13 protein-coding genes and 1 tRNA gene are annotated in these 12,797 nt (G+C 62.6%); 8 read left to right on the top strand and 6 right to left on the bottom strand.

Annotated elements, in window-relative coordinates:
• Positions 1 to 33: 33 nt before the first annotated feature.
• Together dusA and AC2FMD_RS05415 are read right to left on the bottom strand one after the other, a co-directional pair.
• Positions 34 to 1,041 (bottom strand): tRNA dihydrouridine(20/20a) synthase DusA, encoded by a 1,008-nt coding sequence (gene dusA, locus AC2FMD_RS05420; RefSeq protein WP_496742318.1) that lies wholly within the window; start codon positions 1,039 to 1,041, stop codon positions 34 to 36.
• Positions 1,042 to 1,276: 235 nt separating this feature from the next.
• Positions 1,277 to 1,363: transfer RNA gene (locus AC2FMD_RS05415), tRNA-Leu, on the bottom strand.
• A 141-nt stretch (positions 1,364 to 1,504) separates the two neighbouring features.
• Here AC2FMD_RS05415 and AC2FMD_RS05410 point away from each other — a divergent pair.
• Positions 1,505 to 2,164 (top strand): DsbA family oxidoreductase, encoded by a 660-nt coding sequence (locus AC2FMD_RS05410; protein ID WP_496742319.1) that lies wholly within the window; start codon positions 1,505 to 1,507, stop codon positions 2,162 to 2,164.
• Positions 2,165 to 2,202: 38 nt separating this feature from the next.
• The gene (lipB, locus tag AC2FMD_RS05405) at positions 2,203 to 2,862 is read left to right on the top strand and encodes a lipoyl(octanoyl) transferase LipB (protein WP_496711933.1); all 660 of its coding nucleotides are present in this window, start codon (positions 2,203 to 2,205) and stop codon (positions 2,860 to 2,862) included.
• A gap of 334 nt (positions 2,863 to 3,196) precedes the next feature.
• Here lipB and AC2FMD_RS05400 read toward each other — a convergent pair whose 3' ends face one another.
• Complete coding sequence (locus AC2FMD_RS05400; RefSeq protein ID WP_496742320.1) at positions 3,197 to 4,123, bottom strand: cation diffusion facilitator family transporter; 927 nt, start codon at positions 4,121 to 4,123, stop codon at positions 3,197 to 3,199.
• A 74-nt stretch (positions 4,124 to 4,197) separates the two neighbouring features.
• Here AC2FMD_RS05400 and AC2FMD_RS05395 point away from each other — a divergent pair, with 74 nt between their 5' ends.
• The gene (locus AC2FMD_RS05395) at positions 4,198 to 4,611 is read left to right on the top strand and encodes a MerR family transcriptional regulator (protein WP_496686620.1); all 414 of its coding nucleotides are present in this window, start codon (positions 4,198 to 4,200) and stop codon (positions 4,609 to 4,611) included.
• 8 nt (positions 4,612 to 4,619) lie between these two features.
• Here AC2FMD_RS05395 and AC2FMD_RS05390 read toward each other — a convergent pair whose 3' ends face one another.
• Complete coding sequence (locus tag AC2FMD_RS05390) at positions 4,620 to 5,039, bottom strand: HIT family protein (protein ID WP_496742321.1); 420 nt, start codon at positions 5,037 to 5,039, stop codon at positions 4,620 to 4,622.
• Between the two features lie 292 nt (positions 5,040 to 5,331).
• Between AC2FMD_RS05390 and ctaD the strand changes: the two genes are divergently transcribed.
• The 3 genes from ctaD to AC2FMD_RS05375 all read left to right on the top strand — a co-directional run bounded on the left by ctaD (position 5,332) and on the right by AC2FMD_RS05375 (position 8,261).
• Positions 5,332 to 6,990 carry a cytochrome c oxidase subunit I gene (ctaD, locus tag AC2FMD_RS05385; RefSeq protein WP_496682160.1) on the top strand — a complete coding sequence of 553 codons (1,659 nt, stop codon included), beginning with the start codon at positions 5,332 to 5,334 and terminating at the stop codon, positions 6,988 to 6,990.
• 134 nt (positions 6,991 to 7,124) lie between these two features.
• Positions 7,125 to 7,724: a 2-hydroxychromene-2-carboxylate isomerase gene (locus AC2FMD_RS05380; protein ID WP_496686624.1), complete on the top strand. Its 600-nt coding sequence runs from the start codon at positions 7,125 to 7,127 to the stop codon at positions 7,722 to 7,724.
• Between the two features lie 45 nt (positions 7,725 to 7,769).
• Positions 7,770 to 8,261: a DUF2244 domain-containing protein gene (locus AC2FMD_RS05375; RefSeq protein ID WP_496682165.1), complete on the top strand. Its 492-nt coding sequence runs from the start codon at positions 7,770 to 7,772 to the stop codon at positions 8,259 to 8,261.
• 7 nt (positions 8,262 to 8,268) lie between these two features.
• Here the strand turns inward: AC2FMD_RS05375 and AC2FMD_RS05370 are convergent, their stop codons facing one another.
• Entirely contained in the window at positions 8,269 to 8,751 is a 483-nt protein-coding gene (locus AC2FMD_RS05370) for a GatB/YqeY domain-containing protein (RefSeq protein ID WP_496682166.1), read from the bottom strand.
• A 183-nt stretch (positions 8,752 to 8,934) separates the two neighbouring features.
• Here AC2FMD_RS05370 and carA point away from each other — a divergent pair, with 183 nt between their 5' ends.
• Both carA and AC2FMD_RS05360 read left to right on the top strand, forming a co-directional pair.
• Positions 8,935 to 10,101, top strand: coding sequence for a glutamine-hydrolyzing carbamoyl-phosphate synthase small subunit (gene carA / locus AC2FMD_RS05365; RefSeq protein WP_496711930.1), 1,167 nt, complete (start codon positions 8,935 to 8,937; stop codon positions 10,099 to 10,101).
• Between the two features lie 90 nt (positions 10,102 to 10,191).
• Positions 10,192 to 12,105 carry a glycosyltransferase family 2 protein gene (locus tag AC2FMD_RS05360; protein WP_496794773.1) on the top strand — a complete coding sequence of 638 codons (1,914 nt, stop codon included), beginning with the start codon at positions 10,192 to 10,194 and terminating at the stop codon, positions 12,103 to 12,105.
• On the opposite strand, the gene AC2FMD_RS05355 is transcribed toward AC2FMD_RS05360, so the two are convergent.
• A complete protein-coding gene (locus AC2FMD_RS05355; RefSeq protein WP_496682172.1) occupies positions 12,062 to 12,709 on the bottom strand; it encodes a GntR family transcriptional regulator in 648 nt (215 codons plus the stop codon). The genes AC2FMD_RS05360 and AC2FMD_RS05355 overlap by 44 nt on opposite strands.
• Positions 12,710 to 12,797: the final 88 nt, after the last annotated feature.

Raw genomic sequence — 12,797 nt, 5'->3', positions numbered from 1 at the left:
CCGTCCCCCTTGGATTGCGGCCCTTCGGCCCTGTCAAATTGCCTGTGCCGCGACGGCGTCCGGAGCCACGCGGGCCAGCGCCTCCAAAACGACCTCGGAACCGGCATGGTCCCGGACCGCCCCTTCCGACAGGACCCGGCGCCACCCCCGCGCGCCCGGTCGGCCCGCGAACAGACCCAGCATGTGCCGGGTGATCTGGTGCAACCGCCCCCCCGCGGCAAGGTGTCGGTCGATATAGGGTAGCATCTTATGCACGACGTCCACCGGATCGGCGGCAGCCCCGGTGCCAAAGATCAGCGGATCGGCCTCGGCCAGAATGTCGGTGGGTTGGTGATAGGCGGCCCGCCCGATCATCACCCCGTCCAGTCCGGCCTCCAGATGCGCGCGCGCCTCGGCCAGAGACGCGATCCCCCCGTTGATCGAGATGTGCATGTCGGGAAACGCGGCCTTCATCCGATGCACCAGGCCATAGTCCAGCGGCGGGATATCGCGGTTTTCCTTGGGGCTCAGCCCCTGCAGCCAAGCCTTGCGGGCGTGGATCGTGACGCGCTGGCATCCGGCGGCTCGAATCCTCTCCAGAAAGTCGGGCAGCACCTCCTCGGGGGTTTGCTCGTCCACTCCGATGCGGCATTTCACCGTCACCTCGACGCGCACGGCCGCGCGCAACGCCGCGACACAATCCGCCACGCGCGCCGGGTCCTTCATCAAGACCGCGCCGAAGGTGCCCGACTGCACCCGGTCGGACGGGCATCCGCAATTCAAATTGATCTCGTCATACCCCGCCTCGGCCCCCAACATGGCGGCCTGCGCCAGTTCCTCGGGGTCGGACCCGCCCAGTTGCAGGGCCACGGGGTGTTCTTCAGGGCTGAACTCCAGCAGGTGAAGCGCCCCACCTCGGACAAGAGCGGGCGCGGTCACCATCTCGGTATAGAGAAGCGCATTGGAACTCAGCAGTCTGTGCAGGTACCGGCAATGACGATCTGTCCAGTCCATCATGGGCGCCACGCTTAAACGCGCCGCTTTTTGTGCGTTATTTTTCAAAGAGTTAGCTCCAAATTTCCCTCACCCGTTGCAGCACGGCTACCCCAGACTTCTGGCGAATTCGGCGGTTTTCGATTCTGCGTTGCCATCGTGTAGCACACCCGAGCCGACAGGACACTGCCGCTTCTGGAGGATGTTCAGCAGTAAGCCGTATCGACCGCAAACGCCAAGTCTAAGGCAGCTGAAAGCGATCAGCCCAACAATGTCGCGGCAAAGATGATTGGTGTATCGAGATTGGTGCGGTCGAGAAGACTCGAACTTCCACGGGAGTTACCCCACAGCGACCTCAACGCTGCGCGTCTACCAATTCCGCCACGACCGCACTGCCAATGACTTGGTACGGCGGCGTATAGACGTTTGGCGAATGGATGTGAAGAGGCAAAAACGACCGCATTGGAAATCCCCTGTCTCGACCATATCTGTGCCATCTGGAAACCGACGACCAGCCCGACAGGAGCTTGACATGACTTCGCTCGACCCTCGCCCCACCGTACAGATCGACATCGTGTCGGACGTCGTGTGCCCCTGGTGCATCGTCGGATTTCTGCAACTCGATCAGGCCCTGACGCGCGAGGGCGTCCAGGCCCGGTTGCGCTGGCATCCGTTCGAGCTGAACCCGGCAATGGGACCCGAGGGTCAGAATCTGCGCGATCATATCATCGAAAAATACGGCACTACCGTCGCGCAAAGCCAACAGGCGCGCGCACAGCTGAAGGCGCTGGGGTCCGATCTGGGCTTTGCCTTCAATTTCACTGATGACAGTCGCATCGTGAACACCTTCGCCGCTCATCAGCTGTTGGACTGGGCCGAAGAGCAAGGGCGCCAGCACCTGCTTAAGCTGGCATTGTTCAGCGGATATTTCACCGATCAGAAGGATGTCTCGGACACCCAGGTTCTGGTGGATGCGGCCCGGTCCGTCGGGCTGGACGGCGATGCGGCCCGCGCAGCGCTGACCTCGGGCGCGCATGCGGGACCCCTCCGTCAGAAACAGCAATTTTGGACAAGCCGCGGCATCAGCGGCGTTCCCGCCATGGTCTTCGGCGGGAAATACCTGCTGACGGGCGCGCAAGGCCCGGACACCTACGCCCAGGTGCTGAGACGCTGCCTGTCCGAGGCCGCCTGACGCTTTCCCTTCGCCGGGAACCGGGGTAAGAGGCACGCATGGAATGGAAGATCACAGACGGGCTGACCGACTATGACGCCGCCGTCGCCTTCATGGAGGCGCGCGTGGCCGAAATCGCCGCCGGACAGGCGGACGAGTGCATCTGGCTGCTGGAACACCCGCCGCTGTACACCGCCGGGACCTCGGCCAAGCCCGAAGACCTGACGGACCCCGACCGTTTTCCGGTCTATCCCAGCAAGCGCGGGGGCGAATACACCTATCACGGGCCCGGCCAGCGGGTGGTGTATGTCATGCTGGATGTCGGCAGACGTGGCCATGACGTGCGCCGCTTCGTCAAGCAGCTGGAGGCTTGGGTGATCGCCGCTCTGGGTGAGTTCAATGTCCACGGAGAAATCCGCGAAGGCCGCGTCGGCGTTTGGGTGCCGCGCAAGGACAAGCCCCTGACCGCGTCAGGCAAACCGACCGAGGACAAGATCGCCGCCATAGGGATCCGCCTGCGCAAATGGATCAGTTTCCACGGGATCTCGATCAATGTCGAACCGGACCTGGAGCATTTTTCGGGCATCGTACCCTGCGGCATCCGGGAATATGGCGTGACATCGCTTGTGGATCTGGGCCTGCCCGTGACGATGGCCGATGTTGATGTCGCCTTGCGCAAAACCTTCGACGAGGTTTTCGAAGCAGCACCCGCCGGGTGATTCTCGGCACCGGCATGCCGGATAGTGACACAGGGCAACAACAATGCCTTTGTCACGTGGCCGCTGTTTCGCAAAGCAGATGGCTTTTTCCCAAATGTGTCTAAAAATCAGGGTTAATTAACCCAAACACCACTTTAGGTTCACACAATGGCCTCAGTCTGAGGTATTATGAAGAGACCGTTCAAGAGTGAGTGGTATGTTAACCGGTGATCGCGGCCAGCCCGCGAAAATCGATCAAGTGTTTGGTTACGAGTCTGCCGTTCCGACCCCAAATCGGAACGGCAATTCTCGTTTCAGGCCCAACCTTCAATAATTCTCGTTTCAAGCCCTTCCGTCAATTATGCCCGAACCGCGGCGGGGTCTCGCAACCCTGCCCGGTCCGTTCCATCTCGAGCGTCGTGTGGCCAATGGCAAATCGCTCCTGCAAGATCTGCCTGACCGAAGCGCGGATGCGCTCGGCCGCGGGCCAAGCGTTGGCCGCGATGACCAGATGCGCGGTCAGGGCCGGCTCGCGCTCCTGCATGCTCCACAGATGGACATGGTGCACGCCGTCGACGCCCTCGGCCTCCTCGATGGCGGAGGCGACCTGTTCGGGGTCCAGCCCGGGCGGCGCGCCCAGCATCAGAACGCGGATCGCCCCGGTGATTTCCGCCTTGACGTGCCACAGGATGTAGAACGCGATCAGGATCGTCACGGCCGGGTCGACCCAGGTCCAGCCGAACAGGATCACGGCGCTGCCGGCCAGGATCACCGCCACCGACCCCAGGGCATCGGCAAGGTTGTGCAGGAAGGCCGCCCGGATGTTCATGCTGGTCTTGGCCATCGAAAAGGTCAAAAGCGCGGTGACCGCATCGACGATCAAGGCCAGCACCGCGATCCAGACCACGATCCAGCCGTCGATCGGCTCGGGCTGAACGATGCGCATCACGCCTTCGTACATCAGGTAGATCGCCAGCACGACCAGCGTGGTATAGTTGACCAGAGCTGCCACCACCTCGGCCCGACCATAGCCGAAACTCATGTGGGGATCAGACGGGCGGCGCGCGATCCTGCGGGCGAAGAACGCGATGATCAGTGCGACCGCATCCGAGAAATTGTGCAGCGCGTCGGCGATCAACGCCAGCGACCCGGACAGAATGCCGCCGACGATCTGAGCCAGCGTGAGGGCTAGGTTGACGGCGATGGCCCAGGCCACCCGCGCATCCCCCGTGCTTGGGTCGATCTGGTGGTGATGATGCCCGTGGTCGTGTTTATGCGCCATGGAAATCGGTCCTTGTCTGGGTCATGACCAACACCTAATTCCTCTAGTGACTAGAGGTTCAAGGGGGGCCGAAAATGTACACGATCGGAGAACTGTCGCGCCGCACGGGCGTCAAGGTGCCCACCATCCGGTTCTACGAAGACAAGGGCCTGCTGCCGCAACCGGAACGCACAGCGGGCAATCAGCGGCGCTATGACGAGGCGGCGCTGGACCGCCTGCGCTTCATCCGCCACACGCGCGACCTTGGACTGCCGCTGGCCGATGTCGAGGCGCTGCTGTCGCTCGAGGGCGCGCAGGGCGACGACCTGAACCGGGCGCACGAGATCGCACGGCGGCAGTTGCATGATCTGCGGGAACGCATCGGCAAGTTGCAAAGGCTCGAGTCCGAACTGGCCCGGATCGCCACTGCCTGTGACGGGCAGCACGATCATGTCTGCGCGGTTCTGCACGCCTTTGGCGCCCATGACGATTGTTCAGGGCCGCACTGAGCGCCGGATCAGTCCAGCGCCGCCCGGATCCGCTCGGCATGCGCGGCGATTTCGTCCAAATCGCCCATCTTGCCCGGCGGCCGCATGGGCAGGCCTTCACGGCGCGGAAGAACATGGAAATGCAGGTGAAACACCTCTTGCCCGCCTGCGGCCTCGTTGAATTGCTGGACGGTCACACCGTCGGCGTCAAAGGCTTTCATGACGGCGCGCGCCAGTTTCTGCACGGTGGCCATGACTGCGGCCAATTGCGCGGGGGTGGCGTCAAGGATGTTGCGACAGGGGGTCTTGGGGATCACCAGCAGATGCCCGTCGGCGCGCGGCATGATGTCCATGAAGGCCAGCGTTTCACCATCTTCGTACACACGGGTCGAGGGGATCTCGCCCCGCAGGATCTTGGCAAAGATGTTTTCGGGATCATAAGTGGACATGACAGGTCTCCGGCAATGGGGCTGCGTGTTGTTCTGCGGCCAAGCCCGCGGCGGGTCAAGGCGCGATTCCGCCCTCGGGCAGCCCCAGCCCTTGCAATTCACCCGATCATCCCCAGCTACCGCTTGGTCAGGGCCAAATTCGTGTGGGTGACCTCCTGCCCCGCGACAATTATTCTTGATCCAGATCAAACTCGGCCATTGAAGGCCGCCCCCTTGCATTCTAAAACCAGCAGGAATCCCGCGCGCCGGAGAGGTCCGGCTGCGCGGTCTATTTGCAACAGGAGGCACCTAAATGGCAGACGCAGCCATTCATGGTCACGATCATGAAGACCAGCGCGGGTTCTTTACCCGGTGGTTCATGTCGACCAACCACAAGGATATCGGGATCCTTTACCTGATCTTCTCGGCCTTTGCCGGGTTCATCTCGGTCGCGATGACCATCTACATGCGGCTAGAACTGATGCATCCGGGCGTTCAGTACATGTGCCTGGAAGGCTTCATGGCCGATCCCTGCACCCCGAACGGACACCTTTGGAACGTGATGATCACCTATCACGGTGTTCTGATGATGTTCTTCGTGGTCATCCCCGCGCTGTTCGGCGGTTTCGGCAACTATTTCATGCCGTTGCAGATCGGTGCGCCGGACATGGCCTTCCCGCGGATGAACAACCTGTCCTTCTGGCTGTATGTCGCCGGCACCTCGCTGGGCATCGCTTCGCTGCTGGCCCCCGGAGGCAACGACCAAGCCGGCTCGGGCGTGGGCTGGGTTCTGTACCCGCCGTTGTCGACGACCGAAGGCGGCATGTCCATGGACCTGGCGATCTTTGCCGTGCACGTATCGGGCGCCTCCTCGATCCTCGGCGCGATCAACATGATCACCACCTTCCTGAACATGCGTGCCCCGGGCATGACCCTGTTCAAGGTGCCGCTGTTCAGCTGGTCGATCTTCGTCACCTCGTGGCTGATTCTGCTGTCGCTGCCCGTTCTGGCGGGCGCGATCACCATGCTGCTGATGGACCGCAACTTCGGCTTCACCTTCTTTGACCCGGCCGGTGGCGGTGACCCCGTTCTGTATCAGCACATCCTGTGGTTCTTCGGTCACCCCGAAGTGTACATCGTGATCCTACCCGGCTTCGGCATCATCAGCCACGTGATCGCCACCTTCTCGCGCAAGCCGATCTTTGGCTATCTGCCGATGGTCTGGGCGATCATCGCAATCGGCGTGCTGGGCTTCGTCGTGTGGGCACACCACATGTACACCGTCGGCATGTCGCTGCGTCAGCAGGCCTACTTCATGCTGGCCACGATGGTCATCGCGGTTCCGACGGGCGTGAAGGTGTTCTCGTGGATCGCCACCATGTGGGGCGGCTCGATCGAGTTCAAGACGCCGATGCTGTTCGCCTTCGGCTTCCTGTTCCTGTTCACCGTCGGCGGTGTGACCGGTGTGGTTCTGTCGCAGGCTGGTATCGACCGCGCCTATCACGACACCTACTATGTCGTCGCGCACTTCCACTACGTGATGAGCTTGGGCGCAGTCTTTGCCATCTTTGCAGGCGTGTACTTCTACTTCTCGAAGATGACGGGCCGTCAGTACTCGGAGTTCTGGGGCAAGGTGCACTTCTGGATGTTCTTCATCGGTGCAAACCTGACCTTCTTCCCGCAGCACTTCCTGGGCCGTCAGGGCATGCCGCGCCGTTACATCGACTACCCAGAGGCATTCGCCCAGTGGAACTTCGTCTCGTCGATCGGTGCGTTCATCTCGTTCGCTTCGTTCCTGCTGTTCTTCGGCATCGTGTTCTACGCCCTGTTCCGTGGTGCCAAGGAAACGCGCCCGAACCCGTGGAACGAATACGCGGACACGCTGGAATGGACCCTGCCCTCGCCGCCGCCCGAGCATACGTTCGAGCAGCTGCCCAAGCAGGAAGACTGGGACAAGAGCCACGCGCACTAACCCCGGTTTCAAAATAACAAAACCCCGCCATTTCGGCGGGGTTTTTCTTTGCCCCCACGGCCGCCATCGCCAGATCGGCAAAAATCGGGTAATCTGGTCCCTGCCCGACAACTGCGGCAACCTCGGGGGATGCCATGGCCGATATTGATTTTTGGTACTCGATCGGCAGCACCTACAGCTTCCTGACCATCATGCGCTTGGACGCGTGGTGCGAGGAAAACGGCGCGACGGTCAAATGGCGCCCGTTCAACGTGCGGGCCGTGATGTCCGAACAGCGAAACATTCCCTTTGCGGGCAAACCCGTGAAATCGGCCTATATGTGGCGCGATATCCAGCGCAGGGCGTCCAAGTACCACATCCATGCGCGCCTGCCCGCGCCCTATCCAATCTCGGATCTGGAGCTGGCCAATCAGGTCGCGCTGCTGGGCATGTCCGAAGGCTGGGGCAAGGGCTTTACCCAGGCGCTGTACCGGATCTGGTTCGAAGAGGGGGTCGAGGCCGGCAGTGAGCAGGCCATCTCCGAGGCCCTTTTCCGCTGTCAGCAGGACCCGTTGCCGGTACTGGCTCGCGCCCGCACCCCGCAAGCCGAGGCCGCGCTGCAGGCCGAAACCGACACCGCCATCCGCCTGGGCATTTTCGGCGCCCCAAGCTTTGTCGTGGGTGGCGAAGTGTTCTGGGGCGATGACCGGCTGGAAGACGCGCTCTCGTGGGCGCGGGTCGGGCATGTCGTGTGAAATTGCCCATCGACAACACGGGCACGGCCGCTATTTTTTGTCGTGATGCCGTATCACTGGGAAGACACATCAGATGCCGAGCAGCGCCTGCGCCTGTGGCCGCACAACTCGTTGCCGCCGCGCGGTGCGATGGCCGTCGTTCTGGCGGTCTTTCTGTTTGGCCTGATCCCCCTGCTGGCGGTTCTGGGATCAGTCCTTCTGTGGGGGCTTCTGCCGTTTCTGCTGCTGACCGTGGCCGGGCTGTGGCTGGCGTTCGAGGCTAATTACCGCGCCCGCAGCGTCCACGAGGTTCTGACCCTTTCCGGCACCCAGGCCCATCTGGTGCGCCATGCCCCACGAGCCCCTCGGCAGGAATGGCAGTGCAACCGATACTGGGCCCGCCCCGAGATCCACCCGACCGGCGGGCCGGTGCCAAATTATGTCACCCTGTCGGGCGAAGGCCGCGTCGTCGAAATCGGTGCCTTCCTGTCCGAGGAAGAGCGCGTTTCCCTCTACGACGACCTGGTGAAACGCTTGCGCGATCCGGCGGTCGGCTGAGACAGCCTCAGCCGCCGTTCGAAACGCTGCACAGGTGGTCTTTGACCAACGGCCCGACCTTGCCGAAATCCATCCGGCCAGCATAGCGCGATTTCAGAGCGCCCATCACCTTTCCCATGTCGCGGATCGAACCGGCTCCGGTCGCGCTGATCGCCGCCTCGATCGCGGCGGCGACTTCGTCGTCATCCAATTGCTTGGGCAGGAATTCCTCGATCACCTCGACCTCGCGCAGTTCGCGTTCAGCCAGGTCGAGGCGGCCGCCCTCCTCGTAGGCGCGGGCGCTCTCCTTGCGTTGCTTGCTCATTTTCCCAAGGATCTCAAGCACATCCGCATCGCCGCAGCCGTTGGCCTCTTCGTTGCCCTCGGCGCGCTTGGCAATGTCGCGATCCTTGATGGCGGCATTGATCAGCCGCAGGGTCGACAGGCGCTCGGTGTCCTTGTCTTTCATTGCTTGCTTCAGGGCGGTGGTGATCCGCGTTCGCATATCCATCTGCTCAATTCATCCCCATGGCAACGGAACCCCGAACATATCCAAACAGTTTTCATGACACAACACCCTTGGACTTTTGTTAAGCCATTGAAAAACAACAAAAGCCCGAAAATTGAACAGGGTTGACCCGAGGCACCAACCCCCTTAGTTATGCGCCGATTTACCCAAAAGGAGAGTCGCGCCATGGCTCACAACGCCACGTCCAAGCCCACCGCATGTCTGGCACTGGCCGACGGAACGCTCTTCTTCGGCACCGGTTTCGGCGCCACGGGCCAGACCGTAGCCGAGCTGTGTTTCAACACCGCGATGACCGGCTATCAGGAGATCATGACCGACCCGTCCTATGCCGGTCAGATCGTGACGTTCACCTTCCCGCATATCGGCAATGTCGGCGTCAATCCCGAGGATGACGAAACCGCCGATCCGGTGGCGGCAGGCATGGTCGTGAAATGGGACCCGACCGAGCCATCGAACTGGCGCTCGGCCGAGCGGCTGACCGACTGGCTGGCCAGGCGCGGCCGGATCGCCATCGGTGGGGTCGATACCCGCCGGCTGACCCGCGCGATCCGTCAGCAGGGCGCCCCGCATGTGGCCCTGGCCCACGACCCCGACGGCAATTTTGACATCGAGTCGCTGATCGCTGCGGCGCGTGGTTTTGCCGGGCTGGAAGGGATGGATCTGGCCAAGGAGGTGACCTGCGCCCAAAGCTACCGCTGGGACGAGATGCGCTGGGCCTGGCCCGACGGCTATCAGCGGCAACAGGCACCCCTGCACAAGGTCGTCGCCCTGGATTACGGCGCCAAACGGAACATCCTGCGCTGTCTGGCCTCGGCCGGGTGCGACGTGACCGTGCTGCCCGCAACCGCCACCGCGGCAGAAGTTCTGGCCCATGACCCCGACGGCGTGTTCCTGTCCAACGGTCCGGGCGATCCGGCCGCCACCGGGGAATACGCTGTGCCGATGATCCGCGAAATTCTCGACACCACCGACCTTCCGGTCTTCGGGATCTGCCTTGGCCACCAGATGTTGGCGCTGGCGCTGGGCGGCCGAACGGTCAAAATGAACCACGGCCACCATGGCGCGAACCACCCGGTCAAGGATCTGGAAACCGGCAAGGTCGAGATCACGTCGATGAACCACGGGTTCGCCGTGGACGCGCAATCGCTGCCCGAAGGCGTGATCGAAACCCACCGCTCCCTGTTTGACGGTTCGAACTGCGGCATCCGCATGACCGACCGTCCCGTCTATTCGGTTCAGTACCATCCCGAGGCGTCCCCCGGCCCGCAGGACAGTTTCTACCTGTTCGAACGGTTCGCGCAGGCCATGGCGGACAGAAAAGCCCACGCTTAAACCACGTTGGCTGCGATATGCGCAGCCGTTAACCTGGGATTAACCTTGATTGAGCAACTCTGCCCGCGTGACTTCGGGCAGGGTATAAATATGGTTGAGTTGAGTTTTTCGGATCAGGGCCCCGCGACAGCAGTGGCCGGATCGGAGATTTGGAAGCCCCTTGGCGCCTGTTTGGTCGATGCGGGAACGATCACGCCCCAACAACTGGACGCGGCGCTGCAATCGCAAAAGCGACAGAAGGCACCGTTGGGCGAGATTCTCGTCAGCGAAAACTGGGCCACGCGCAAAGATGTTCTGTGCGCTTTGCGGCATCAACGCCGGTTGCAATTCGCCGATCTCGAGACCACCCCTCCGCCTGCCGAACTGTGCGCCCTGCGCCCGGTGCAATTCTGGATCGAACACAACGTCGTTCCGTGGATGCGGGTCGGGCCGATCCTTATGGTGGCCACCGCCCGCCCCGATCGGTTCGACGTGGTGGCCGATCGCCTGCGCGACTGCGCGCAAACGGTCCTGCCGGTCTTGGCCCAAGCGGACCAGATCGACAATGCGATCGCGGACCGGTACAAGACGCAGCTGGCCCAGGCTGCAGAAACCCGCGCACCACTGAGCCAGAGTTGCCGTGGGTGGAATCTCGGTTCGCGGTTCAAGCCGGCTGTTGCGTTTCTGATGGCCGTCGCCGGGCTTGCCGCCATCCCGCAGCTTGGTCTTTCGCTGCTGTTCTGGGCCGCGGTCGGCACGTTGACATTGTTTCTGGTCCTGCGTCTGGCTGGCGTGGCGGCCTATTTCGCTCCGCGAAGAACACGCCAGACCGAATTGATGGAATCGCCTGCCCGGCTTCCCAGCGTTTCGATCATGGTTCCATTGTACAAGGAACGGGAAATCGCTGGCGCTCTGGTCCAGCGTCTGCAACGTCTGACATACCCCAAGGCGCTGCTGGATGTCGTCCTCGTGCTGGAGGAGAAGGATGGCGTCACGCGCGCGGCGCTGGAAAAAGCCGATCTGCCAAGCTGGATGCGCACGATCGAGGTACCGGCCCTGGGCGATTTGACCACCAAGCCCCGCGCCATGAACTATGCGCTGGATTTCTGCCGGGGCGAGATCGTGGGCGTTTGGGATGCCGAAGACGCCCCCGTGCCGGACCAGCTCGAGACCGTGGCTCGCCATTTCGCAAAGGCGCCCGAAGACGTGGTCTGCCTGCAGGGGGCACTGGATTTCTACAACCCGCGAACCAACTGGCGCGCCCGTTGCTTCACCATCGAATACAGCGGCTGGTTCCGAGTGATCCTGCCCGGAATCGCCCGGCTGGGGCTGGTCGTGCCGCTGGGAGGAACGACGTTCTTCTTCCGCCGCGACAAGCTGATCGAGCTTGGCGGCTGGGACGCACACAACGTCACCGAGGACGCGGATCTGGGCCTGCGCCTGACCCGCGCTGGCTATCGCACCCAGATCGTGGACACCACGACCTATGAAGAGGCGAATTTCCGCGCCTGGCCTTGGATCAAGCAGCGGTCACGCTGGCTCAAAGGCTTCATGGTCACCTACCTGGTGCATATGCGGTCTCCGACGCGGCTGCTGCGCGACCTTGGGGCGTGGCGGTTTTTCGGGGTTCAGGCCTTCTTTCTGGGCACGGTCGGGCAATTTCTGCTTGCCCCGGTGCTCTGGGCCTTCTGGCTGGCCTCGGTCGGGTGGCCGCATCCTTTCCAGGGCGTCATAGCGCCGGAAATCCTGCGCGGTTGCGTCTATCTGTTCCTGACCGCCGAAGCCGCGAACATCATCGTGGGCACACTGGGCGTGCTCTCGGGCGGCCGTCGGTTCCTGATCCCATGGGTGCCCACCATGGCGCTGTATTATCCGCTGGGCGTGATAGCCGCCTACAAGGCATTGTGGGAACTGGCGGCCAACCCGTTCTTCTGGGACAAGACCCAGCATGGCCAGGCAGCCGAAGAAAACCTGCCCAAGCCTACTTTTCGCGCCGGATTGCGTCCTGTTTCAGACGGGTCATGAACGCGACCGAGATATGCTCTTTCAGCGCCCGGTCCGCGGCCTCCTCGTCGCGGGCCGCGATGGCGTCAACGATCGCCTTGTGCTCGTTCTGGGCGATCTCGCCCCGACCTTGCGCTGCCAGCGACGTGGTGGCCATAAGCGCCATCGTGCGATGCACAAGATCCAGCTGCTGCACGAGATAGCGGTTGTGCGACGCCAGGTGGATCTGTTCGTGGAACCGTCGATTGGCGCGCGACAGGGCGACCGGGTCACCCACAAGTGCGTCGTCGGCCGCGACCATGTCCTGCAATACCTTGATTTCTTCCTCGGTCGCATGCCGCGCGGCCAGCCGGGCCGCCAGCCCCTCCAATTCACGCCGGACGACATAAAGCTCGGCCATCTGGTTGTGGTCCAGCGAGGCCACGATCAGCGACCGCCCGTCACGTTCAAGCAGCGACTGCGTCTCAAGCCGCTGTAGCGCCTCGCGGATCGGGGTGCGCGACACGCCGAACCGCTCGGCCAGTTCACTTTCCACCAGCCGGTCACCGGGTTTGTACACCCCTACGTCGATCGCTTCGAGGATCAGGCTGTATGCATCGGTCTGGGGCTGTCGGGACTGGTTCATTGGGTCAGGTCTCTCCTCGTTCGGACCTGTCTATCCGGGCCATGGGTCTGCAATCAAGTGCGCCATTGAAAACCCGGTGGCCACGGCC

This window comes from Ruegeria sp. BHSC276 (genome assembly GCF_059612945.1).
Note: the sequence above shows the minus strand (reverse complement) of the source record. Positions and strands in the feature narration are given on the sequence as shown.